This window comes from Cedecea sp. Ae19-4, from assembly GCF_059801165.1.
The window spans coordinates 37,177-60,514 of the sequence record NZ_JBCHWG010000005.1 but is presented as its reverse complement, the minus strand read 5'-3'; the positions used below and the strand labels follow the sequence as shown (position 1 = coordinate 60,514).

Here is a 23,338-nt window from a genome sequence, read left to right as displayed (position 1 = left end):
GAAAATGACCGGCTGACAATGCCGGCAATCTGCTGCTCCGGCACTGCGGCATCACTTTCCGCCTGAAGGGACAGCTTACGACACAGTTCCTCGCGCTCCACTAGGGCATTGAGCATGGCATCAGTTGTCACATTCTGTGCGGTGGCCAGTGACGCGACACGTTCACGCAGGTCGTCAGAGAGAAACACGCCAGCCCCGGCGGCAACCGCCGACGGTATCCTGACGCGGCGTGATACGGGCTTGTAGATTTCGCCGGTCTCAGGCCTGATTTTCAGGCCAGCCTTAAGCCAGCGGCTCAGCTCCTGGGGAAGGATATCCGGGTTGTCCTTCAGAAAACGCGCCCGGTTTCCGTGCGCCGTTCCGTACACGCTGTCAATGTAGTCGTCAGCAGCATAACGATATCCACAGAAGTGTTTATAAACACAATCGTTTATATCACATGCATACCGGACAGGCGAGCAGTGCGCAGCCTGTCCACTGAATGCCGCTTTAGCGGCATGGAGGCGCCTGCTGGTATTGAATATGCCACTGTGAGTGAGTGGCGCCGTAGCCCGGCGCAGCCGGTTATATTATTAACAGGTTTCACCAATCCATCTCTTCCCCCTGCAAGACCAAAACCCGCTTAAAGCGATACAGAAGCTTTTGTGCGACGTCGGAGTGGTCACGACAAGGCGTAGCCGCAGTCGGGACGTATCTCCGCGTTAGCGGGCCGTGAGGGCCGCTTACGGGCGTGTTACTCCCGAACTTCCAGCGACACTACTTACAGCAACTTAAAAGCTAGTTACAACATCCATCATTAAAAGCGATGTTGTTCCGGGCCTTCGGCCCGGGGCGGCGCGGTTTTTCAGTGGTGAGGATGAGCTGTGAGGGTTCAGGTAGGCACTGTTCCTGCTTTTGAGTGAGTATTTTGAATGTTGTAACTATATGTGCTGTACCTGGGGCCCGTCGCGTAGCGATGGGAGCTACTTGAGGCAGTTGCCGAACCGGCGCGGACGTGAGCCCGCTGCAAGGGCGTGCATTATCAGGAGCCTGTCCAGAGGTCAGGCGACGAACAGGTTATATATTTATATGAATGAAATAAAAGATATTTAAAAGAAGTATAGAGCAGGTTTTTAAAGGAAACCACGCACTTTGAAATCAGGTCGGCTGGCGCTCTGTAAGCATAACGGTTGTAACCTTATGGAAAGGTCCCTTGCAGTTAATTGTGGGTAACTGAATCTGGCGACCAGATATGGCCACTCTGATGCAATTTCTGGCTATTCTGATGGCGGAATGGGATGAATTTCAGGGAGGACGGGCGTCATTTCGTGCAGAAAACCGTCAGCCGGGAGCTGCAGACGTGCGAAACCCTCCGGCGCCAGCCGGATTTTTCACACAGGAAGGGTTATATGGAGACGGTGGCCAGCCGCGTGTAGTTGTTACCACGCGACATCAGCATGCGCTCTTTCACGCGCCGCTCCAGCTCACGCTGGAGAGCATCCCTGTCGCCGACGAAACGCCCTTTGGCGTAGTCACGCGTCAGCTGCTGTTTCACCAGCGTCACAATGTCCTTACGGGCTCTGTCCGCGTCACGTCGGGCGCGGGCGCGCTTCAGGCCATGCTGTTTACGTTCGGACTGGTAGCTGCGGAACCGTTCGCGCACAAACCGCCAGGCCTTCGCTATCAGCTCGTCCATCTCCAGCGGCTTCAGGTTCTGCTTCTTACGCTGCTGATTCTCCCATTCCACACGGCTGCGCCTCGCGGCCACAACGGCCACGTCAGAGACGTCGAGCGCGGAGAACAGTGCCGGCGTGAAGGTGATATCGGTCGGGATATTGCAGCCAATCTGCGGGTCATACTCGGTCTGATAGGTAATCAGCCCCAGCTCCGCCATAAACGTCAGCGCCCGCGTGGCGCGGGTGATGGACAGATTACCGCTTTTCGACTCGGTGGCGAGACCGCACTCGATGGCCAGATTGGTGATGGAGCGCTGAACGCGGTTGGCCAGCGGGTCATAGTGGAAACACAGCCCCTGGAGCAGGGCATCGATGGCCCGGCGGCGCAACAGTGGCGGCATCCGGTGACGTTTACCCAGCGAGCGTAAGAACGCCACATGGATGGAAAAGTCAAAACGGGACGTGAAGCCTTCGGCTTTCGCCATCAGCTTACGACAGAACGGCAGTGTCTTTTTGCCTTCACGCTGCGTGAATGCCGGGTTCGGGTTTTTGACCTGACGGTAATGGGAGAACAGGGTCTGGGCGTCAGTCACACCTTCCCGCACTTATGTTGCACGGAAGGAGTAAATGGCACAGAAACGGGTATTGCAGTTTTCTGAGCATAAAACTATACTCCCTGCATAGAGCAACAGCTTCTATACAGTTTAAGTAGGCCCCGTTAATCTTCTCTTAGTCGCCAAACCTGGTGAAGATTATCGGGGTTTTTGCTTTTCTGGTCCCGGGTAGACACCTCATCAGAACCAGTTCCCTGCCACCTTATGGCGTGGCCAACCAAGAATTCACTAAAACGATCAGTAATCTAGCATCCAATGAGAAAACGTTCAAGAATGTGAAGTCTTTACATCGAGAACGCCGCGTTCAGAAAGTTCACGTTCGAGTAAGGTCTCAATAAACTGAGCTTGAGTGAGCCCTTCCTCTTCACAGATCGTAATCATCCAATCTTTAAGAGGATTTTTAACAAAAACCTTCACTTCTTTATGTGTTTCACGTTTACGCGCAATCGCGGCAAGCTGTCTTTCACTCGCCGACATCGGCTTACCTTTTCGGTAAGAACGCTTTTCTTTCGATGAGGAAGTTACTGCATTTTCGATCTGCGACATCTCTGCCTCCTCAAGGATCAAACTTGGATCGTTTGCAGAGAATACTACAGATATCTGAAATCAGCGACTTAACTTTACGCGAAGGTGTGAGCCATGTTGGCGCATGGTTCACCAGGATAGATGTAGATTGCGGTTCAAATGACGATGCGACTTAGTATGAAGAATGCCACTCCGTTCCTCCGTCCCAGCGCGACTGCCAGTGCTGAAGGTAGGTTTGTGCCACTTCCGGCACCTCATTAATAACCAGCACATTCTCGCTATTCCTCGATGCAGCAGAGCGAGTGTAGTTAAAGCTACTAGCCTCAACTGTATGATTATCAAAAATAATAACTTTGTCATGCATGATGGCGTAGCGACCGTTGGTGCGCAGCGGAATTCCCGCGTTCACCACGACGTTCATCGCCGCCTGGCTGGCTTTGCTCCGGTTGCCCTTTTCATCGAGCACTATCTTCACATCCACACCACGGCGTTTTGCCCTGACAAGCGCACTAACCACCTCCGGAGACGTAAATGAGTAGCCCATCAGCCGAATTTCCTGCTGTGCTGACTCAATCGTCTTAAGGACCAGCTGCAACGCGCTGCCTTCAGGTGAAAAGCCGACCTGAACGGAGGGTGCAGCTGCTGCGGGCTGAATACAGCTCAGCGAAAGACATACCAGACCGGACACGGCCAGCTGGCGAAAGGTGAACTTACGCATTAAATAACCTCAGAAATACTGTTCGGATGTGTTAACCAGAAACGCCGGAGACGGGGAAAACTTGCTTTTACCCTTCTCCGGGGTTGGACAACTGAGCACGGCGAAGGCGTCAGTCTCTTTTAGCGGTATCAGGTGGCGGACGCCTGATTATTTTTTGGTATCACCGGCAGCATGACTGATGGCCTGCTGCAGGGCCTCCGCACTGGTGTATCTAGGGATAACCGTCACGTTATCAGCGCTGGCGCCGGCTGACGGGAGAACCACCAGGGCTGGAGTACCGCTGAAGCCCAGCTGCTGCGCAAGTGTGTTTATGCCATCCAGGGTTCCCTGAACATCTGGGGCTGTTTTCGCATCGAACTTCACGGCTTTTGCGGCCGCGCTGATATCAGCATCGGTCAGCTTACCCTCGTTGTGACCGGTGGCGTAAATCGCGTTGTGATAGTGAAGGTAAGCATCGGCCCCCTTCTGCTTCCAGACCTGGAGCCCGGTTTTCGCCGCGCTGAGCGAAGCCGGCCAGCGCTGGCCAAATATCGGGAATTCCTTGAAGACAAAGCGCACGTCCGGGTTAGCTTTTATTACCTTCTCCAGTTCCGGCGCCAGGCGGGCACAGTAGATGCATTGGTAATCGAAAAACTCAACGACCGTCACTTTCGCATCAGCGGGACCATATGATGGTGTGCCTTTATCGTTCAGCAGCGCCGCCTGATTCTGAATCGCGGCGGCCGTCATCCCCTGCTGCTGCTTCTCCTGTTGTTGAGCCTGCAGCTTCTGGCTGACCTCAACCAGCACCTCCGGATGGGCCAGCAGGTAGTCTTTCGCGATTTCACCAATGCGGGCTTCCTGCTCCGGGGTAAAGGCAGCGGCAGGTTTCTCTGCTGCCCCCGCCACGCCGGAGACCAGAAGGCCTGCGGCAAGTATGACTGAAAGGGTTTTATTCATGTTCATCCTGTGTTTTTCTCTTCTCGGTTGTTATCAGTTCGTTCCGTGCACGGGTGGCGACGCTTCTGACCGCCCTGCGCATGTGTTTAGCGTGCTCCTGAGCCCTGCGCTCCACGGCATAAGCCGCCTCCTCCGCACTCACAGGTGCGACCGGTTCACCGGCAAGGTTTTTACGCCACGCGCCTGCCGTCATGGCACCCAGATACGCATCCGAGCGGGTCACTGCGGCAAGGCAGCGCTTCAGCGTCTTCACGGAGACATCCAGCCCGCGCCGGCGAATGTCATTCACCATCGCCTCCCGGATGTTGACCGCCAGGAGCTGCGGCTGGCCGTCTGTCACCAGGGCCGGCCAGCAACGTTCAAGGAGCGCGAGCGCGTCCGCAAGCGGCATGACCTTCCGGTAAACCGGTTCAGGTGCTGGTTTGTGCCTGGCCGCCCGCATGGCCTCCCTCTCCTGCGCCTGTCGCTCAGCCCACTGCCGGGCTTTCTCTGCTTTTCTGGCGGCCTTCTCGTCCGCCTGCGCCTTTTTCGCGCTATTATCCACCGCCTGCTTCCTGGCCTTCCAGGCAGGAGGCGTGTTCACCACCACGGTCTTTTTACGCGTGACCCGGCCCGGTCCCGCACCGTTCGGTTCATTGCTGTTGTTTACGGCACGCTGACCTTCTGGCTCCGTCTTACGGCGCAGCGTCAGCGTGGGGCGCCCCTGCTCTTTCATCCTGCCTCCGGATAAATCTGTTTCACGTGTATCCCCCTGACTGACCTTATTCTGACACGGCAGATATCACATCACCATCAGTCCGATGACGGCCAGGTGCACCGCGTAGAACAGCGGGAAAAATTCGCGCGGCCAGAAGCGCGGCACGCGGTAACAGGTCCGGCTCAACACCGTCAGGGTAACGCCGGATATCACCAGACCCGCGATGGCAAAGGCGGCGCTGTCCGCGGCATTCAGCGCGAGTATGGCCAGCGCCAGACACAGCACCAGTCCCTTGCGCGTGGTGCGCCGGCCCGTCATACAGACGCCGCAGGCCAGCATCAGCATCACTACTCCCGCCAGCCCGTAGCTTCCCCCCGAAAACGGCAGCCAGGCCAGAACCAGCATCAGGGAGAGCGGCCACGTGCGCGGCCCGTGCCGCTGCATCAGCGCCAGTGCCTGTCCGCTGACCGCAAAGGCAAACAGGATATTGCCCAGGTCCGGGCGAAGCCCGGCCAGTATCCAGCCGCCCTGCGCCACCCCGGCCCATATCCAGAGCCGGTTCAGGGCGCGCTGCTCAATCTGCGGATGGCGGGCGAGATTCATGGCCCAGACCAGGCCAAAGAGCGGAAACGCTCCCCGACCGGCAAGACGCAGCCAGTCATTATCCAGTCCGCACAGCATGCTGATGTGGTCGGCCACCATCAGCAACAGCGCCACGGTTTTGATAAGGTCGGTCTGGCCCGGCGTCCACACAAGCAGACGCTGCTGCCAGCAGTCGGCCACCACCACAAGGGGGAAGAGCGGATGGTTTTCAGCGCGCATGTCAGTCTCCCCCCAGAGTTTTCTCACGCTCAAGGTCTCGCACCGTTTCGCGCTCCATCTGCTGCAGGCGGTCCCGCTGCACATTCTCGCGCACCACCTGAGACACCGCCTCATCCCGGCGGCGTTCTTCCGGCGCATCCGGCAGCGTGAGGGGAGGTGCCGGCGTTTCTTTTATCCGATCCATATCCCGCACCACATCCCGGACGGCGACGTCAGCCCCTCCGGCCGGCCTGTCGCCGCTGCGGGCCATCTCGCGGACCGCCTCTTCGGCACGCCTCTCCATCTCGCGCATCTGCCGCGCCTCGAGCGCCTGCTGTGCCAGCACCTCCGGCGGAACCGCCTCTCCGGGCTGCGTACCGGTGCCGTCGGGCAGGCTGTCGGCCCAGACCTGACCGCCGGTAATGGCGCCAGGGTTCCACGGTCGCGCCTCGCCTTCGAGCCGCACCACCACGCCGCTCTGCGGATTCTCCCTCGCGAGCCGCACGCCCTCTTCCATATCCCGCGCCAGCAGCGACTCGCCGTTACGGCTGGCCTGCAGACCCGCAAACGCCGCGTCCCCGCTGCCCATCACCCGGCCTTCACCAGCGAGCCCCTTAAGCTGCCCGTCTCCGGACGTCAGGGCGCTCAGCCAGACGCCCGCCTGCCTGCCGTTGCGGTCGAAGGCCGGGAGCGCCACGTGCGGCTGCGGGTATTTACGCCCCGGCGAGATAAATTTCGCCATTGAGCCCTCCGGTTGCAGCCCGGCCTGGCGCAGCGCGGCGCGACCGGCAGGCACCTCACCCAGCGCTTTAGCCGTCGCCGTCAGGCGGGCGGCATGCGCGACGGCGCGGTCGCCGCGCGGTTCGAGAATGTCATGCGCCGTACTTTTCGCCTGCGATTCTTCCATCGCGGCCACCCACTTATCCCGGTTGTCGGTATAAACCTGCGCGTGCTGCTTCATGCGGCTCAGCGCCACGTAGGCCGACTCGAAGCTCACCATCCGCTTACGTCCGCCGTCCGTGCCCTGCAGGGAGATGGAGAACGGCTCACTCGCCCCCTGAGAGCCGTTGACGGTGACGGCGTAAGCCAGGTCGATGTGCTGCTCTGCCTGCTCGGCTGACGGGGTGACCGTGCGGGTCTGTTTTCCGTCCGACAGCGTGACGCTGTCACCTTTTATCTGACTGACTTTCCAGACGCTGTTGGCCACAAAGCCCCGTTCATTGTCGCTTTTCGAAAAGCGCATTCTGTCGCCTTCCGACACGCTGATGGTGTCCTGCCTGTACAGCGTGACGCCCTCTGTCGCCGTCTGCGCGGGCGACAGGCTGCGGGTGTTGCCCTGCGCATCCTTCAGCGTCACCAGGTGCGCCTCCCTGTCCAGCGCCTCAATGTTGTAATAGGTGCTGTCCAGCAGGACCAGGCTGTCGCGCGATGCCTCCCAGGTATCCATGCGCCGCAGCTCGCCGTCGCGGATATTGGCAGGTGTAAGGACCGGCAGCGTGACCTCTTTTTCACCCACCTCGCCGGCACCTTTACGGGCATCATGAATCATGACATTCACCTGGCGGCGGTCGGCGTTCAGGGCAGTGATGACGATGGTCTGCGCCTGCGCCTCTGGCGTGCGCCCCGTGTAGTCCTTCACGATGGCCTCCAGCAGCGTCGCGGGCTGCCCGCCGGGCATCAGGTCGCCGGCCGCCACGGCTTTCGCGATGGCCTCCTCCCGTTCGCGGCTGAACTCCATGACGGAGCCGTCAGGCTGCCAGGCATCCGCCCTGCGCGGCACCTGTGCCGGGGCCACGTTCTCAATGGTCGTCAGGGCGCTGCCGATATCCCGGTCAATCAGGCTGTAGACGGCAGGTTTAAGTTCCGGCGTCTGGCGGACAATCTCCTGCATCACCGCCACGTCGATGGCGCTGCGCGTCTGCAGCAGGCGGAAGGGCTGACCCGGCGCGATGGACTGCAGCTGGTCGCTATCACCGCTGGAGACCGCCCGTCCCCCACCCCCGGCAATCAGGCTGTACGCCTTCGCCATGTCGGCGTTACCGACCATCGAGCTTTCATCCACGAGAAACAGCACGTTGCTGAAATCAGGATGCTCTCCGCCGCGCAGCTGCTGCTGCGTGTCGTGAATAAAGGCCGCCAGCGTCTGCGTTTCGGGCACGCCCGCATCGCGCATCTCGCTCACCGCGCGGTGGGTGGGCGCCACGCCGATAACGCGCGGCTGTTCTTTTTCAGGCAGCGTGCCAATGGCTGATATAACGGCACGGAACTGCGTCGTCTTCCCCACCCCCGCGTAGCCCTGCACCAGAGTAAAGCGGTCGGGGGACTCCAGTATCATGCGCGTGGCGTTTTGCTGCCCGTCGGTCAGGCCCGCCAGCTGCGCGTCCGGAACCTTATCCATCAGCGGGGTGACGGCCTCCTTTCCCTCAAGGACGTGGCGGATAATGCTTTTTTCAGCATTGTACGACTGGCGGGAGACCAGCAGCTGCAGGCCGTTTCCCGGCGAAACCGGCACCGACAGCAGGGCGCCGCTGCGTATCTGCCGGTCCGCCTCCTTTTCGATGACCTGCAGGCTGAGGCTGTCCTGCTCAAACTCTTTCGCGGCGGCCATCAGCTGCGGCTTCGTGAACGCCAGGCCGCTCCCCTCCAGTACCGGAATGGCCAGATGGATAGCCTGCTGCTCCGGCGTGTGCAGACCGGTTTTCTGGTGCGCCAGGGCATCAGAAAGCCTGTCATGCCCCGCCGCATCCTTAATCTGTTCAGACACGACGCTCCAGGCAGACTGACGCGACAGCTTCTCCGTCGTTTTCTGCGCCGTCTGCGCGGAGTACAGCCGCACCTGCGGACCGCTGAGCGCCAGCTTGTTCAGCGTGGTGTTATCCAGCTCGCGCTGCGACAGCGAGGCAAAGACCGTGGCGCTGTCGCTCACCGAGCTGCCCGGCGACTCCACCCAGCCCTGACCCACCTTCGCGGCGGTAAACGGGCTGTCGCCGGCGGGCAGGACCACGTCCGCCTTACGCCCGGGCAGGCTGACGACGAGCCCCGCCTCCCCGAGCGCCTTAACGGTCACCGTATCGCCTCCCCTGAGCCGCGTCCCCTGCGCCTGGCCCAGCACCGCCAGACGGTCGCCTTCGGCCACCTGCAGCGTGCCGGTGCGGTACAGCGACCAGCTGCTGTTGAGTTCAGACAGGCGGGTCACCCGCGTCTCACCCTGCGCGTTGCGCAGCGTCAGGCTGTTGTTGCGGCCCGTCACGCGGTCAATGACAAAGCGCTCCCGGCTGCTTGCTTCGGCATTCCAGCGCTCCATGACCATCCCCTCGCGGTAGTGGTCGCGCACCTGCTGATGGCGGCTGTCGAGCCAGACCGGCTCCAGCGTGGTGATACTGACCTCCCGCTCGCCCAGCACCTTTTCCGCCTTCAGCGCCTCGCGGACAGCGCCTGCCAGCACCGCCTGCTCGCGCGGACCGGAGACCTGCGCCACGCTGTGTTCACCTGCGCGGACGCTTCGGGCAAAGTCAGCGGCCAGGCGGTCATACCGCTGCCGCCGGTCAGGATCGCTGATAACCGCGACCTGCGTCTTCTCTCCGCCCTGCCACGCGAGCGTGCGCACCCCGGCCTCCTTCATGACGGTGAGGGCGCTGCCGGTCCCGGTGCGCTGGCCGCTGTCGGCTATCAGCAGCTGGACGTTATGGCGCAGCGCGCCGTCAAGCAGCGTGAGCGTTTCTTTCAGGGTCAGCTTCTCCCCCTGGTCAACAATCAGCGTGCTGCCGGGCGTAAAGGCCATGCCCTCCGTCAGCCCCCGCCTGTCGGTGATATGCTCGCCGCTGAGGCGCTCATCCTGCATAAGGGCGCTGCGCGAGCGCCTGTCGGCGGAGATAATCTGCACGTCACGCCCCTGCTCGCGCGCCATCATCGTCAGTTCCGCCACGCGCTCACGCTGACCGGCCGCCCCGCCCCGACCCGAAATGATGGCCACCGGCGGACGGTCCTGGGCCAGGACGCTCACGGCATCGCTGTATGACCGGCTGCGGGGCACGCCCCTCTCCGGAAAAATGTCAGCCTGCCCCGTCCGCTGTAAATCGCGGGTCATCGCCGACACCGACAGCTCGTCCAGCACGTGGATGTTCGAGGTAAACAGCCCCTTCTCTTTATCCAGCGGGATGAGCTGCTCATTTTTTATCGCCGCATCGATGCCGTCACGCGCCATCTCCACCATGCCCGACCGCGCGGGCAGCTGCCCGATGGTGGTGGCCAGCAGTTCGGAATACGTGAACCGCGCCCGCCGGTCGCTCAGCATCGCGATGGCCTGCCCGACGCTGCTGTTAATATCAATGGCTTCAGACATCGTTGCGGGGATATTCCCCTGCATAACCCGCAGGTCAGCCGCCTCCCGGTAGGACCGGATATCAAACCCCGTCTCTTTCAGGGTCTGCATCCACTCGACAAGACGCTGTTCGGGGTCAACCTTCTGCTTGGACTGGCGGGTATCGAGCGCCGCCACGTCGCGGGACTTCAGGGACGCGTCATCCCCGACCGCCGACTGAATGGCTTTGCTGCGGCTCGAAAAGGGCTCAGTGGGGACGTCTTTAAGCTCCCACATACCGTGTTTGCCGACCGTTTGCGGCTCATAGCCCATCGCCGTGACATCATCCTTCAGCGCGGCACGGTACAGGCGGCCAAAGGCAATCTGGTTCGCGTAGATATTCTCAATAAACCCGGTTTTACCCACTTTGTCGCTGCTGAGCGTGCGCCACTCATCGCCATGCAGAGTGGCATTGGCCACCACGGTGTGGGTATGCAGCTGCGGCTCCTGGTCGCGGCTGGTATCGTGGTTAAACAACGCCATCACCAGGTTGCCGGTCAGCTGCGTCTCGTTCCTGCCCTCCGTCATCACCCGCGTGGAAGCCATCGCCTCTATCTGCTTAATGGCGGTCTCCACAGCGCGGTTGTGGGCCTCAATAAGACGCTTGTCGCCACCGAGCATCGCCATCACGGAGACACTTTTGGGCGCTGAGAAGGTGAAGTCGTAGCCCGGGCGGTGTTTGTTCGCCCCGTCCTGAGTCCGGCTGAGGTCGCTGCCGTCCGGCAGGCGTCCCTCCAGAACCTTCGTAAAGATCTTCTGGTCCACCCCGCCACTGAGCCCCAGCGCTTCAGCCCCTTTTCCGGCCCAGCGCTCACCCATACTGCCGATAACGTAGTAGTTGTCCTTGTCGGTGTAATAATTACCCGCGCTGCCGGCGGATTTTACCGATCCGATGCTCATCATCAGATGTATCCTCCCGGCTCAAGATCCTTTTCAGTCACCCGGTGAACGTTGATGTTCACTTCTTCCCGACGCTGTCTCTCCTGAGGAGACTGTTCGTCCTGCTCCGCCTGCCACGCCTCCCATGCCGCCATATCCACCACTTCACCGCTTTCACTGATGCCGGGCGGCAGCTGCTCAGCCTCTTCCGCCTTTGTCTTCAGCTCAGGCTCCACGCCGCCGGTGCCTGCGGCACCCGCTGCGGATGCCGAAGCGGATGCAGTGTCTGCAGCGCAGGTCACAGACAACGGCTGTTGTGGCTGGCCGGCATTCTCAGCACCGCCCTCTGGCGCGATAACGTCTGCATCCGGTTCAAAGAGCATGCCGATGCTGCGGGATTCATGCTCACGTGCCGCCAGCGCGGCACTGAGACGCTCTTCAGCCTTACCGTCGAGAGGGCGAGGTATAAATTCCGGCGCCACCTTCGGCCGTGGCTGGTACTTCAACGCCATCTTCACAGCCGGATAAGGCCCGGGAAGCGTGACGTAGCAGGAGAGGTCAGGCAGCGTCTGGATATCGGAGTAGCTCACCAGGGTGACGCGCTCCATGTCCTTGCCGACCGAGGTACCGTCACGTACCGGGTCCACGCCGTAGGAATACTGCTCGGATGCCTTGAGGATTTCTTTTTCACCGATTTCGCCGGCGGCGAACTCGGCGATATTGCGCGACGGCGAGCGGAAGAAGGCCCGGGTGTTCAGCACGTCGAACAGCGTTTCCGCCGGCTTCTGCCCGTAAATATCTTCCAGCTGGGCGTAGGACTGAATGCCAATGACGTAGCAGCCGCCAAACTTACGCGCCTCCGGCAGGATCTCAACCAGGTCCGGCAGCTTGTGCAGGGTCGGCAGCTCGTCGCCGAAGATCCACACGCGACGGTTACGGTTCTCCCCCATCGCCAGCAGCCCGCGAATAGCGATGGACAGCCACATGGAGATAACCGGCTTGAGGGAAGCGTGGGTGTCGGCGTTGGAGGAGATAAACAGCCAGCCGTTTTTACCGTCCTCACGCACGCCGCGCATCCAGTCGCGGATGGTGAATGACTCGCCGTTATTTTCGATGCCCTGCAGGTAGCGGATGGCCTTGACGTAGTTGGTCAGCACGGCGCGGATGGAGATGGCCGTTTTCTCGATTTTCTCTTCCACCAGGTTCGCCGCCGGGGAGTTTTTCAGGTACGAGCGCAGCTTCTCAATCTTGATGGAAAGCAGCGTGTCGACCAGCTTGCTGTAGCTGCGGTCCTTATCGTTGCGCATCAGATAGGCGGCTTCGGCGAAGATGGTACGCCCCGACCCCTGCCAGAAGGGATCTTCTTTTGTCCCCATAGGGATAAGCGTGTTGGAAACATTGTCGAAGTCAGGCTGCGTCAGGCACTCCCGCCACAGGTCCCAGGCCGCGCAGCGCGCATCCAGCGGGTTAAGGATTTTATCCGTGGCCGGATCATAGTAGCTTTTGACGAACTCACAGGAGCGGTCATAGACGATAACCATATCGCCACGCTGGCGGGCATAGTTCATCAGGCGACGAATAACCTCGGATTTACCGGCCCCGACGGTGCCGTGCAGACAGAAGTTCTGGATCTCCGAGTCCTTAATAAGCGGCAGCTCGCCAATTTTGATGTCAGATGCGAGACCGACGCGCTTCAGCATTCTGGCGACCTCCTTTGGATCGTCAGTCAGCTGGCGTCCACCGGTTATCTCATCCTCACTCTGCTGTCTGCCGTGGCGGCCCAGAATCCAGGTGGTGAGAAAGAAGGTAATAACACACACCACGGCCGCGATAATGGCGGCAAGAATAAAGGCCGTCCAGACCTGGTCGGCGCACCACTGGATATACTTGTCCTGTAATATTTGTTGCGCGTTGTACTTCAGCTCATGGCCGTAATAACGGATGGTGTAGACAGGCTGGGATTTAAAAATATCGCGCATGGGGGCCAGCGTCTGACACCAGTAATACACCGAGCCGTTCACAAATGTCTGCCAGGTCAGTTTAACCGACAGCGTAATCGCGACAATGATGCCGAAGAGAATAACGAGGCAGTACACGATGATATTGGCGATCTGACTGAACATACGGATGCGCATGCTCGCGATCTGACCACCCTGGGTCATATCCTTTGCATTAAAACTCATGATGTATGGGTCCGGTATAAATGGAATTTAGACGGTTATGATAAGGCTACATTCAGGAACGGCTATTTACTGGCCCGGCAAATAAGAGATCACTTACGAAAAAAGGATATCCACAGCAGTATTAACAGAACTAAAAATGGAACAGCAAATAAAGCATTAGGATAATCACTTTCGATACTCACGACTAATGCAAATAGCGACATATTAATTCCTTTATTCACCGGCCCTACCGGCAACCCTTCCCGGCAGCACAAAGGATTTGCGCCACCGTTCAGCGTTTATCTGATATCAACAGAGAATGAGGAAAACAGATGCTATTCGGACTGAGTGACCCAGGGAAAAGGGCGGAAGAAACCGCCCCCTGGTATTAATTAAAGAATGTTCGCGATAGATTTAGCCAGCTGATCTTCAAGCACAGGCTGGGCTTCGGGGAATTTCAGATTAACTTTGTTCGCATTTGATACCACACGGGTCTGATATTTATGCTGGTTCCCCTGCTCGGTGCTGGTCTGAATTTTGGCGCCAGAAGTTCCCTGGCGAAGGGCGGCGATGTTGTCCGTGGTCACGGTCGCTTTGGTACGCTCGGCAATCTGCACATCCGTGATCATGGTGTAGTTGATGTCTTCGACCATCGCATCAGCGGCCATGCCAACAAGGCCGGCAGCAAGTCCTACGCCCAGAGTGGCTCCGGCAGAGCTGGAATTATAGGCGGTAATACCGGCACCCAGCGCGGCCCCTGCCGCTGCACCTTCGTAGCCACGGCTGAGCCAGCTTTGTGACTCACGAAGGTCCATTTTGTCGGCCTTAAGTACGTTCGCCTGAATCCAGTAGTAGGCTTTATCCGGCGAGGTCACGACCTGGTAGCCTTTGGCTTTAACAGCTTCGGTAATTTTAGACTGGAGACCGCTCATGTCTTTATCAGACGTGTTTTTGATCTGCAGGAAAACGGTACGCTCGCTTGATGGTTCAAGCCAGACCGTTTCGCTCATCTGCGTTTTGACCTCAAGGTTACGTTTCTTAATTGCTGTGCTCATCGCACCACACCCTGAAAGGGCCAGCGTGGAACTGACCAGAGCTACCATCATCATCTTTTTCATTAACATTATTTCCTTTGTTTATTATATCCATTCATAGCTTGGCGATTACCCATAATCTAATATAGGTAATGATATCTAACTGTCCGAGCTTCTGTATGATCCAGATGAACACCCATAAAAATTACCAGAAGTATCAACTAGCCCGCACATTGGCAATCCTGTAGCTGGATTCAATCCCACTGCCGCAGAATCGTGTGATTCGGATTCATAAGGAAATGGATCACATTGAAACGTACTGTCAAAATAAAACTGTTCTTTAAGCGATTCATCTCCAACCGTCACAGCACCTATTACACAGACCCTGTAGACCGAGAGTCCGATAAATATCAGTAGGGCCAGCACAGGGAAACAGAGCGCGGGAACTGAAAGGACCATGTACATTACCGGTGAGACATCGTTCTTACTATGCAAGTACTTCTGCTTGCGAACTCGATTATTAATCCATGCAAATATACCCTGCCATATAATTAACAACGCAAGTGTCAGGAGTATGACGGATGTTTCCCACCCTGCAAGCCAGCAGGCAATATACTGTATGAGCAGAACCCACATAATTCGTATCAGTTCTTTCATATCCGACAACCTCCCTGATTATTTTTTTCGATTATTCTCCAGTTTCTTTGCTTTTTCCAGAAGTTCTTCAGAACTGTCCGCCCCCGGAATAGCGTTCTGTGAGGATTTCTCTTTATCGTACATAATATTCTGATTATTCGCTTCCGACTGATGATGACGCTCCAGTGCCGAATACTGATTATCGACAGGCGTTGAAGCGCCCTTTATTTCACTTTGTGTTCCTGAAATATTATTTCTCGTCTCAGCCATCATACCGTCTACCGAGCCTTTCACATTCCCTTTAATACCAGCCCCCGACGTTGCACTCTCAATGGTATCCTGATGCGCCGCATGGTCGGATAACAAGTCCTGACGCCCGCCTCCCGCAGACACATTGTCCATACTTTGCCCCAGCCCGCCTTTCGCATCAGAATATGCATTCTCCACCGAAGGCTGAACCTGACTTTGCACAAATGACCAGGCGAGATCTCTGCGTTTTGCCGCAACCTCTGGTGAACCGGTATCCGTCAGCAAAGTATCGGCCTCATGCGGCGCCTGCTTACGAACATATTGGGCAAATTGTTGGTTGAGATCTTCGTTAACCTGCCCGCTCATGGTTTCCGTCCGGGATGCCATTTCAGCATATTCCTTGCTGCGTGCCTGGCTGGTCGAATACTGTTCAAGGCTTTGTTTTGCCGAACTCAGTGATGCGGACAACTGGTCCGCGCGTGAGGCGGCGTTGTTATCCGTATGACTGCCCGATTCATTTATCTTACGGCTGGTAAAGTAGTCGCTGGCTTCCTTAAAATCTTTCGTAGATTTGGCATCAATATCGTGACGCGCATCCTGGTTGGCTCTCGAGCTGCTACTTGCCTGATGAGAATCCAGATCGTCAAAGTCGATACCGGCTTTACCACCTGCCCTGAAGCTGACACCACCACCATTCCCAAAAGCCTTGATACCAAAACCTCCGTGTCCGCTTGCATCACCATATAATCCTGCAGAGGCACGAACACTGCGCTGTGCCAGTTCCTGAGTAGCCTTATCAAATCCAATATTATGCGTCTTCGCGTAGCTTTCTACTGCGCTGCGCATCTTGCTGGCCATCATGGAGTCCTGCGCACTCATCGTGCTGTCGGCGCCTTGCGTCATCGAGTCGCTGCTCCCCCGGTTGGTGCCAAACTGGCTGAGGGTCTGCCACGTGCTTGACATACTGCTACTAAAGCTCTGCATTGCACTCTGAGACTGTGTCTGTGCCTCGCGGGCCATTTCCTGCTGGGCCGTTGCTATCTGGCGGGCAAAGTTGATGTTCACCGGCGTTTTACTCGCGGCCTGCGTGGAGTCTGTCACCGTGCCGCCGTCACGCATCTGTGTGGATGTCGCTCCGTTTGCCAGTTGATGACTCATCTGACCGAACATGGTCGAACTGTTGGTATTCCAGTTGTAACCGCTCACGTTCTCTGTCTGCATATTCGAATAGGAATAGTTCCCGTCGATTGATCCTGCCGCCGCTGTGGCAGCCGGACTGATAGCGGATGAGGCCAGATGGCTGTAGAGACTCGAGAAGCTGGAGCCCAGACCTTTCAGCATGCCCCAGGCCAGCGGCGGTATCAGCATCGACAGGTACCCTGCCGTGGTGGCCAGGTCCGAGTATTTCAGCTGTACCTGCGACAACTCCGAGAGCACCACCGGTGAGCCGTTAGCCTTCGCATAAAAGGTCATGCAGCTGTTCAGGATGGCGTAAAGCAGCGGCCAGCTCTGCACCCACATGATAGCCAGTACGTAGCCCTTCAGCACGTTAAGGGTGACGGCGTTAAACATCCCGCCCAGCACCATCAGCGGGAATATCCCGATAATCAGACCGACGATCAGCGTCTGGGACATGGGCAACGAGCGCAGGGCCACCTGCCCTACGGTCGCATGCGCCAGGCGCTGCTTCTCCATCGATGAGGTGGTGGCGATGTTGAGCAGGCTCGAAGTATCGCCATTCCGTGCCGCATAGCCCATGATGCCGTCTCGCAGGGCATTCATCGTGACGTTCTGGCGGATAATCTGAGAGGCGCTTTGCCCGGAGTTATAAAAATAGTTATAGCTTTCACCGAGCATCTGACTCAGGAGAAGGTCGGGATTCGGACGTCCGCCAAAGAGCCATCGCGCGTAGTAACTCCAGCTTTTCCCTCCGGTCTGGGTATCAAGGCCCAGCTTCTGTTTGAGGATCACCGCAGCTTCTTCGCAGGATAAAAACGCCTTTATCTCCGTTCCTCCTTCGCCACTGGTCGTAAACTTCTTATAGTTCTGCACCTGACGCAGCGGACTGGGTTTAGAGAAGATAATGGTGTAGGGGTCGGTACTGTTCATCAGCTCGTCCAGGGTGTATTTGCCGTTCAGGAAGATGTCGCCCATCACGCAGTTCTGCACATAGTCCGTGAACAGCGTGGTGATTTCAGGGTTTTTCGACAGGAAGTCGGTGCTGCGCGAGACCAGGTTTGCGCCGAACAGCATCCCGGTTTTGCTGTAGGTGACGCTGTCGGGCTGTGAAAACACCATTTCATATCCCTGCACAAGGGCATAGCCGATTTTCGTGGTCAGCGATGCCGGCAGTGCCAGCCCGACCGGGACGTTGTCGACCTGATACACCCTGCCCGGATCGCTTATGTCGATAATCTGTACCGGGGTACGGACGCTGACCAGCAGCGACATCAGCACAATGACGCCTGCCCAGCCCAGCATGTCCATAATGTTGTGGCGTCGTATCCACGAAATGGCCACAACCAGCACAGAGAAAGCCGTCGCAATACGCCGGATAACAACCCAGTTCTCCGTCGACATGAACGTGACGATGGCATTCAGCGTCTGCGTCAGCCAGTCGCCGCCCGCGATGACATAGATTTCCTGCATCAGCGCGCCCCTCCGAAGTGATAGTTGTTCTGGTAGCGCTGCAGCATACGGGCCGAGACCTGCTGGCGCATATAGCTCATCTGGCGGTCAACAACCAGCAGCGCGTCCTGCTGCACCTGCACCTGTGCCTGGAAGGACGCTATCTGCCGCGTGGCTTCGTTAAGGTTGTTATTGATGCTGTCGATAACCGCCTGGTCATAGTTCCCGGTGGCCATCATCGCCCGGGCCTGCTGGACCAGCTCCTGGATGTACTGGAGCAGAATGTCGTAGCCGATATAGTCGGTCAGCTGGTAGACAAGGCTGTCAGCGATACCCAGCATCTGCGGGTCAACCAGATATTTGAATACCGGAATAGTCGTGCTGGTGATAAACCCCTTCTCCTTCTCCGTCAGCGCCTTATCAATGGCCACTTTGTTCTGAATACTGGAGAGGATGTCTTTAATCTGATTTTTCAGCGCGTTTTTCTGGCTGATGGTGACCTTTGCATCAGCCACCACCTTCAGGCATTTCTCGCTGTCGTTACAGTGATAAATCCGCGCCGTGCCGCCCTCCATCACTGCCCGTATCAGGTCGCGGTCGGTGGTTCTGGCAGGAAGCGGAGTGATATTGCCCTTTTCATCAAAGACCAGCGTACCGGTCAGGGTCATGATGAACTCCCGCAGCTCCTTATTACCGTCGAACATGCCGTTCTTACCCAGCGCGTTCCAGATGACGTTAATATTCTTCGTGATACGCTCCTTGTCCTTCTCACTCGCCTTGTCGCGCACCTTATCCAGGCTGCCCCCTACCGTGCAGCCCTGGCGGGAGGCCGCCCAGTCCGCAAACATGTTGCTCTCGCCGGCGATGTCCTGGCAGACCTTCTGTTGGGAAACCTGCGTGCGGGGGAAAAGTCCGCCGACGATGCCCTGTGCCGCCTGGCAGGAGCTGAGGTTCATGCTGTTAATGTCGCTGGCCATCTTCTGCAGGAAGTCCTTTGCCGTCTTGATTTCCGGTACGGTGGTCTGCAGCGCCAGATCGAAGAAGTATCCGGCCGCATTGGACATAATTTGTTTGGCGAAGCGCTGCAGCTGGTCGCTGTTGATAAAGCTGAAGGAGCCGAGATAGGCGTCGATACCGCCGCAGCCGGCGTTGATGTCCGGCAGCGTCATGGAGATAAGCTGGACGGTTTTCACCTGGGTGCGGGCGTAGAGCGAGCCGCCCGTGGCGTAGCCTGCGGCCTGCCCCTGCCAGACCTGTGGCTGACTGGTGTTGGAATCGAAGCCCAGCTTATTAAAGAAGCTGTTCATGTCGCTGTTCACATCAGCACCCACGGCGGTGGAGCAGGCAAGAAGCACGCAGCCCAGAACCGTGCGCGGTCGGAATACTTTCATCATTGTCTGGTGCCTCGCATCTGCAAAACCGTATCCAGGCGGGCCATAAAGCCCTGTTCGTCGGTGGCACCCTGCAGCAGCGGCAGAGCCTCAAGGGTATTTACGTTGACCAGAAAGGTGGTGGGGGTCGCCACGGGCAGGTTGGGGAAGAAGGTCTTCATCACCTCCGGTGGGGCGGGCAGCGCATCGGGAAAGGACGCATCCCCCTGACCGTCGATGGTATAGGCCATCACGCCAAAACCCGTCTTTGCCGCAAGCGACTTCAGCACCGGGTCAAATTTGTGGCAGTAAGGGCATTGCCCCTGCATAAACAGCACCACCTTCCAGTCCGCGAGGTTAACCTGACGGCCGTTGCTCAGCCGGTACCAGACGGGCGGCTTCGCCGGGGGCGGTTTTACCGTCTGGCCTTCCTCAGTCGCGGGTGGGGCTTCTGCCGCGCGCATTCCCTGCGGGTTCCAGAGCGTTCTGACTTCGTCGAGCGTTGCGGCCTGCGAAGCGAGGCTGAAAACCACGAGCGTGGCGACAAACAGGGATTGTCTAAGGTTCATGGCGCGTCTCCCCGGCGTCCTGCGCGTTTTCAGCCTCACGGGCGGCGTCAATCCAGCGGTTAATAATGCGGTAGCCACCCCAGAGCGCCATCGAGACGCCGATGACCTGGGCGAGCAGGACCGCCATCTCCGGCTCACGCCGTACCAGGCGGGACACAATGTGAAACCAGACGCCGAGGCTCAGCACCCATAATCCGGGTACGTCGAACTCGGGCAGGCGAAAACGGAATTTGCGCATGCGTACTCTCCCTGTATCAGAAGTTGGGGGCAAAATCGGTGGAAACGTTGAGGAACTGCTTCGCCAGGTCATCCTGGCTGATAAAGCCATACGAAACAGGCCTGACCGTGCCGCTTTTCGGGTCAGCCAGCATCAGCGCCGGGAAGTGGCGGATTCCCAGCCGGCCTGCCTGACCGCCATCCATCCGGGTGTCCGGCAAAAGCGGATTGACGATGCCGTCGACGGAAACCGGAATGACGCTGAGGTGGTACGTCTCGCGGAAGTTTTTCACCACCTGAACCAGCTGACCGTCAATCGGGTCCTGTCCGCGGTAGAAGAACATCACGCCGTAATGCTGAGCCAGGGTTTCGATGGCGCGGCGCTGGTCGGCAAAGTCGGCGGCCAGCTGGTTACGCACCGTGCCGTTGTAGTGGCTGTGCTGCAGGTTGTAATCAAGTTCAGGGTGTTCGAGCATGGCCTTTTTGGCACTCATCGAGAACAGCCCGGCCTGCTGAGTCCAGTAGTTCTGCAGCCGGAAGTAGCGGGTGAAGTTTTCCACTCCCGGATACAGAATCGCCTCGTACATCGCCCGTTTCGTGGCCTGCTGCAGCGTGGCCAGTTTATCCATGATGTCGGGCTGGCCTGCGGGCGGGGCGGATGACGCCCCCGGGTCCTCCGACTGCAGCCTGCGGGATTCGTTATACCACTGCCAGCCGGCGTCCTTCGCGCGCAACGGCGGGCCTGTCATCAGCATCAGCCCTGCACAGGCGACATATATCATGCGTGTGTTCATGGCCACTCCTCACTTATTCTGCAGCTGAGATGCGACCTGCTCGCGGATACGTTCAGTCAGCGCATTATTGTCGGGGATATTCTTGTTGTGCTGCAGGTCTTCATAGAAGGGGGTGAAATCGAGCCTGTCGAACTGTATCTGCTGCAGTTCAGTCTGGGTGATGCCGCGACAGTCCGGGCTGCTGGCCTTACCAAAGCCGATGTGAAGCTGGCCGTTACGCCCCTGCTGCTGCACTATCCGGGCAAGTTTCGAATCGAACTGGCAGTACCCGCGCTTTTTCTCAAGACAGATGCCAAGCACCTTCTTCGAGCAGAACTCTCCCACGCTGACGGTAAGCTTATTTTCTTTGGCCTTGCCCAGCGCTTTCTCCTCGCTGCTGCAGCTGGCCAGCCCCACGTCCTGCCCCCAGCCACCGTCCTGACAGCAGTTGCTGAAACCCGCCGCGAACTTCTTGCAGAACTTCGCACTGCCGGTAAAGGCACGAACATCCACGCCATTGAGTGCCGCGACATCCTTACCCGCTGCCGCCAGGGCAGCGAGAGCAGAAACCACCGGCGCGAAGTCGTTATTTTTCCCCTGCTGCGCCCGCTCACAGTCCCCGTCAAGACAGAAGGTGTCGCCGCCGCAAATCATCACCTGCCCGGCGGTCCGTGTTTCACAGGAGTACGTCGCGTATTCATGCAGGCAGCCGCTGCCATCTTCAGCGCTGAAGGCGCAGACACGTGACGCAAGCGTACAGGCCGGATTGTCCATATACGTCTTACAGGTGCCATTGTTCGCCGCCTGGGTCATGTACGTGTCTTTGTATTGCCAGCATGCCTGCGTGACCGGGTATGACACGCCGTCCACCACCACCGTTTTTGTGCTCCCCGGCTCAATACATTCGGTCTTTTTGAGCGTGCCTTCGCTCTTGCTGAACGGGCAGGATTCATTCCAGACCACGTCCGGCACCCATTTTTTAGCCGGCACGCTGATGCGCAGCGTGACGGTGAAGCTGTAGCGCATATTCCTGCTCTTCCAGATGAAGTCGATGGTCGGCTGATTGTTGCGTGTGCGTATGGAAAACGTCACCACCTGTCCGGCGGTGAGCTGCATGCCGGTGCTTAACCCGCTGCTGCCGCTTTCTTCCTCCATGGCAATCAGGCCGAACGGAGTGGTCACATGCATAACCCAGTTGGGGTTGCCAAACGCAAGGCGCTTGTTCCAGGACCATGTGGCGCTCGCTGCGCTTACCGTGCCGGACAGCGGTGCCGTCCACGTCCCGGTGTATCCCGCCGCAGATGAGGCGAAGGAGATATTCTGTGAGGGTATCACCACCTCTTTAATCTCCGTGGCGTCCTCATAATGCCCGCTGATGGTTGCGCTGCGCGTACAGAACTGCTCCACCATCAGGTCCCGTTCGCAGGTATAATTCGTGAACTCGCTGCGGTTGACGGTCTGCGCCTCACAGTGTGTCTGCCCCGTTTTGCCGATAATGGTGTCTGCCCGGGACTGGATATCCTGGCTGGCTTTAATGAACGGCGCGTCAGGAGAAATGGGCTCTTTGGGATTGTTGATAAACGAATCCGTCACCGCCTTTGTCGCTTCGTTGCTGGTCCATCCGGCTGTCCCGTCCGCTTTCAGAGCGCCATCCCCTGTCGACGTAACGCCGCCATAATATTTTTGCGCCCCCGGTGTGGCGGTATAGCCGGGGATACTGGCCTCCGGGTTGAAGTTATTCAGACTGCTCTCCCCCTGCCCCTTCACCTGTTTCGCAAAGTCAGCGCCGGCCCTGTACTGCGCATCCGCATCGGCCAGGGTGGCCGGACTGAAGGTAACAACCGGCAGGGTCAGCAGCACACAGACCAGTAACGTTTTGCTCATTTGTCCTCTCCTTTCGCCAGCAGCTGACGTGCTTCGTCCCGGCAGTCGCCTTTCTCCACCACCTTTTCAAGCGCCTGCTTCAGGCGCAGGTTGCCGCGAATAATGTCGTGCCCGGCTTCGCAATAGACGACCAGGGCCGGCACGCTGGTAATGCCGAATGTCCGGTAGCGGTCGGGGTCAATCGACACCCCGGTGGTGACACCATCTTTGACCAGCGCCGTCACAGCAGCTGCAGTGGTCGCCATGTCGTTTTTCACCATGCCACGCAGGGTCGCAGGAATGTCGTAGCGCCGGGCTTCTCCAAGCATGCGTTTAAGCCCTGTCTGCGGGATGGAGAAAGAGACGAAGTACAGGGCACCGTGGGTCGGCCTGCCCTGCTGAGTCTCATCCTGTCGCTGTTTAAGGTTCCCGATAAAACGGGCATCGCTGTCTGACAGGGGGTTCTGGCGTATCTGCTGCTCCAGCATCTCGCGCAGCGGGGCATTGTCCTGATTTCTTAACTGCTGGCTGAAAGACTCCTGCTGCCGGATAAATTCACGGTTCGCATCATCAGCCCCGGACGCCAGCGCAGTGCAGCAGTGGGCTGACAGCAGCAGGACCGTAGTCAGACCGGACAAAGTTTTCATTGA

The 23,338-nt window shown here is 58.3% G+C and carries 18 protein-coding genes and 3 pseudogenes; 1 reads left to right on the top strand and 20 read right to left on the bottom strand.

Annotated elements, in window-relative coordinates; translation table 11 throughout:
- The 4 genes and pseudogenes from AAIE02_RS23025 to tap all read right to left on the bottom strand — a co-directional run.
- Positions 1-368 (bottom strand): annotated as a pseudogene (locus AAIE02_RS23025) (hypothetical protein); the annotation flags it as partial.
- 214 nt (positions 369-582) lie between these two features.
- Positions 583-858: pseudogene (locus AAIE02_RS23020) on the bottom strand (replication-associated protein RepA4).
- A gap of 526 nt (positions 859-1,384) precedes the next feature.
- Positions 1,385-2,260, bottom strand: a complete 876-nt coding sequence (gene repA, locus AAIE02_RS23015; protein ID WP_498533344.1) for an incFII family plasmid replication initiator RepA — start codon at positions 2,258-2,260, stop codon at positions 1,385-1,387.
- Positions 2,241-2,318 carry a RepA leader peptide Tap gene (gene tap, locus AAIE02_RS23010; RefSeq protein ID WP_011201829.1) on the bottom strand — a complete coding sequence of 26 codons (78 nt, stop codon included), beginning with the start codon at positions 2,316-2,318 and terminating at the stop codon, positions 2,241-2,243. Before tap ends, repA begins: the two co-directional genes overlap by 20 nt.
- 79 nt (positions 2,319-2,397) lie before the next feature.
- Here tap and AAIE02_RS23005 point away from each other — a divergent pair.
- Positions 2,398-2,501: pseudogene (locus AAIE02_RS23005) on the top strand (replication protein RepA).
- A gap of 35 nt (positions 2,502-2,536) precedes the next feature.
- Here AAIE02_RS23005 and AAIE02_RS23000 read toward each other — a convergent pair.
- From AAIE02_RS23000 to trbC, 16 genes are all read right to left on the bottom strand, one after another.
- Positions 2,537-2,815, bottom strand: a complete 279-nt coding sequence (locus AAIE02_RS23000; protein ID WP_008324932.1) for a replication regulatory protein RepA — start codon at positions 2,813-2,815, stop codon at positions 2,537-2,539.
- A 151-nt stretch (positions 2,816-2,966) separates the two neighbouring features.
- A complete protein-coding gene (locus AAIE02_RS22995; RefSeq protein ID WP_498533343.1) occupies positions 2,967-3,512 on the bottom strand; it encodes a phospholipase D family nuclease in 546 nt (181 codons plus the stop codon).
- A 147-nt stretch (positions 3,513-3,659) separates the two neighbouring features.
- Positions 3,660-4,451, bottom strand: coding sequence for a DsbA family protein (locus AAIE02_RS22990; protein ID WP_498533342.1), 792 nt, complete (start codon positions 4,449-4,451; stop codon positions 3,660-3,662).
- Positions 4,444-5,166: a fertility inhibition protein FinO gene (locus AAIE02_RS22985; protein ID WP_498533341.1), complete on the bottom strand. Its 723-nt coding sequence runs from the start codon at positions 5,164-5,166 to the stop codon at positions 4,444-4,446. Before AAIE02_RS22985 ends, AAIE02_RS22990 begins: the two co-directional genes overlap by 8 nt.
- Positions 5,167-5,232: 66 nt before the next feature.
- Positions 5,233-5,970, bottom strand: a complete 738-nt coding sequence (gene traX, locus AAIE02_RS22980; RefSeq protein ID WP_498533340.1) for a type-F conjugative transfer system pilin acetylase TraX — start codon at positions 5,968-5,970, stop codon at positions 5,233-5,235.
- 1 nt (position 5,971) lies between these two features.
- Entirely contained in the window at positions 5,972-11,212 is a 5,241-nt protein-coding gene (gene traI, locus AAIE02_RS22975) for a conjugative transfer relaxase/helicase TraI (RefSeq protein WP_498533339.1), read from the bottom strand.
- Positions 11,212-13,371 (bottom strand): type IV conjugative transfer system coupling protein TraD, encoded by a 2,160-nt coding sequence (gene traD, locus AAIE02_RS22970; RefSeq protein WP_498533338.1) that lies wholly within the window; start codon positions 13,369-13,371, stop codon positions 11,212-11,214. Before traD ends, traI begins: the two co-directional genes overlap by 1 nt.
- Before the next feature lie 371 nt (positions 13,372-13,742).
- Entirely contained in the window at positions 13,743-14,474 is a 732-nt protein-coding gene (gene traT, locus AAIE02_RS22965) for a conjugal transfer complement resistance protein TraT (RefSeq protein ID WP_498533337.1), read from the bottom strand.
- A gap of 69 nt (positions 14,475-14,543) precedes the next feature.
- Positions 14,544-15,041, bottom strand: a complete 498-nt coding sequence (gene traS / locus AAIE02_RS22960) for a conjugative transfer entry exclusion protein TraS (protein WP_498533336.1) — start codon at positions 15,039-15,041, stop codon at positions 14,544-14,546.
- Between the two features lie 18 nt (positions 15,042-15,059).
- The gene (traG, locus tag AAIE02_RS22955) at positions 15,060-17,918 is read right to left on the bottom strand and encodes a conjugal transfer mating-pair stabilization protein TraG (RefSeq protein ID WP_498533335.1); all 2,859 of its coding nucleotides are present in this window, start codon (positions 17,916-17,918) and stop codon (positions 15,060-15,062) included.
- Positions 17,918-19,288, bottom strand: a complete 1,371-nt coding sequence (traH, locus tag AAIE02_RS22950) for a conjugal transfer pilus assembly protein TraH (protein ID WP_498533349.1) — start codon at positions 19,286-19,288, stop codon at positions 17,918-17,920. Before traH ends, traG begins: the two co-directional genes overlap by 1 nt.
- Complete coding sequence (gene trbB, locus AAIE02_RS22945) at positions 19,288-19,836, bottom strand: type-F conjugative transfer system pilin assembly thiol-disulfide isomerase TrbB (RefSeq protein WP_498533334.1); 549 nt, start codon at positions 19,834-19,836, stop codon at positions 19,288-19,290. The genes traH and trbB overlap by 1 nt, the downstream gene beginning before the upstream one ends.
- On the bottom strand, positions 19,826-20,074 hold the full coding sequence (gene traQ, locus AAIE02_RS22940) for a type-F conjugative transfer system pilin chaperone TraQ (protein ID WP_498533333.1): 249 nt from the start codon (positions 20,072-20,074) through the stop codon (positions 19,826-19,828). The genes trbB and traQ overlap by 11 nt, the downstream gene beginning before the upstream one ends.
- Positions 20,075-20,090: 16 nt before the next feature.
- Positions 20,091-20,834 (bottom strand): type-F conjugative transfer system pilin assembly protein TraF, encoded by a 744-nt coding sequence (traF, locus tag AAIE02_RS22935; RefSeq protein ID WP_498533348.1) that lies wholly within the window; start codon positions 20,832-20,834, stop codon positions 20,091-20,093.
- Between the two features lie 21 nt (positions 20,835-20,855).
- A complete protein-coding gene (traN, locus tag AAIE02_RS22930; RefSeq protein WP_498533332.1) occupies positions 20,856-22,709 on the bottom strand; it encodes a type-F conjugative transfer system mating-pair stabilization protein TraN in 1,854 nt (617 codons plus the stop codon).
- Complete coding sequence (gene trbC / locus AAIE02_RS22925; protein ID WP_498533331.1) at positions 22,706-23,335, bottom strand: type-F conjugative transfer system pilin assembly protein TrbC; 630 nt, start codon at positions 23,333-23,335, stop codon at positions 22,706-22,708. Before trbC ends, traN begins: the two co-directional genes overlap by 4 nt.
- Positions 23,336-23,338 lie beyond the last annotated feature (3 nt).

Excerpts from the sequence above, each read along its gene's own strand:
- tap (WP_011201829.1), bottom strand. The coding sequence starts at position 2,318 with ATGCTCAGAAAACTGCAATACCCGTTTCTGTGCCATTTACTCCTTCCG.
- AAIE02_RS23000 (WP_008324932.1), bottom strand. The coding sequence starts at position 2,815 with ATGTCGCAGATCGAAAATGCAGTAACTTCCTCATCGAAAGAAAAGCGT.
- AAIE02_RS22995 (WP_498533343.1), bottom strand. The coding sequence starts at position 3,512 with ATGCGTAAGTTCACCTTTCGCCAGCTGGCCGTGTCCGGTCTGGTATGT.
- AAIE02_RS22990 (WP_498533342.1), bottom strand. The coding sequence starts at position 4,451 with ATGAATAAAACCCTTTCAGTCATACTTGCCGCAGGCCTTCTGGTCTCC.
- AAIE02_RS22985 (WP_498533341.1), bottom strand. The coding sequence starts at position 5,166 with ATGAAAGAGCAGGGGCGCCCCACGCTGACGCTGCGCCGTAAGACGGAG.
- traX (WP_498533340.1), bottom strand. The coding sequence starts at position 5,970 with ATGCGCGCTGAAAACCATCCGCTCTTCCCCCTTGTGGTGGTGGCCGAC.
- traI (WP_498533339.1), bottom strand. The coding sequence starts at position 11,212 with ATGATGAGCATCGGATCGGTAAAATCCGCCGGCAGCGCGGGTAATTAT.
- traD (WP_498533338.1), bottom strand. The coding sequence starts at position 13,371 with ATGAGTTTTAATGCAAAGGATATGACCCAGGGTGGTCAGATCGCGAGC.
- traT (WP_498533337.1), bottom strand. The coding sequence starts at position 14,474 with ATGTTAATGAAAAAGATGATGATGGTAGCTCTGGTCAGTTCCACGCTG.
- traS (WP_498533336.1), bottom strand. The coding sequence starts at position 15,041 with ATGAAAGAACTGATACGAATTATGTGGGTTCTGCTCATACAGTATATT.
- traG (WP_498533335.1), bottom strand. The coding sequence starts at position 17,918 with ATGCAGGAAATCTATGTCATCGCGGGCGGCGACTGGCTGACGCAGACG.
- traH (WP_498533349.1), bottom strand. The coding sequence starts at position 19,288 with ATGAAAGTATTCCGACCGCGCACGGTTCTGGGCTGCGTGCTTCTTGCC.
- trbB (WP_498533334.1), bottom strand. The coding sequence starts at position 19,836 with ATGAACCTTAGACAATCCCTGTTTGTCGCCACGCTCGTGGTTTTCAGC.
- traQ (WP_498533333.1), bottom strand. The coding sequence starts at position 20,074 with ATGCGCAAATTCCGTTTTCGCCTGCCCGAGTTCGACGTACCCGGATTA.
- traF (WP_498533348.1), bottom strand. The coding sequence starts at position 20,834 with ATGATATATGTCGCCTGTGCAGGGCTGATGCTGATGACAGGCCCGCCG.
- traN (WP_498533332.1), bottom strand. The coding sequence starts at position 22,709 with ATGAGCAAAACGTTACTGGTCTGTGTGCTGCTGACCCTGCCGGTTGTT.
- trbC (WP_498533331.1), bottom strand. The coding sequence starts at position 23,335 with ATGAAAACTTTGTCCGGTCTGACTACGGTCCTGCTGCTGTCAGCCCAC.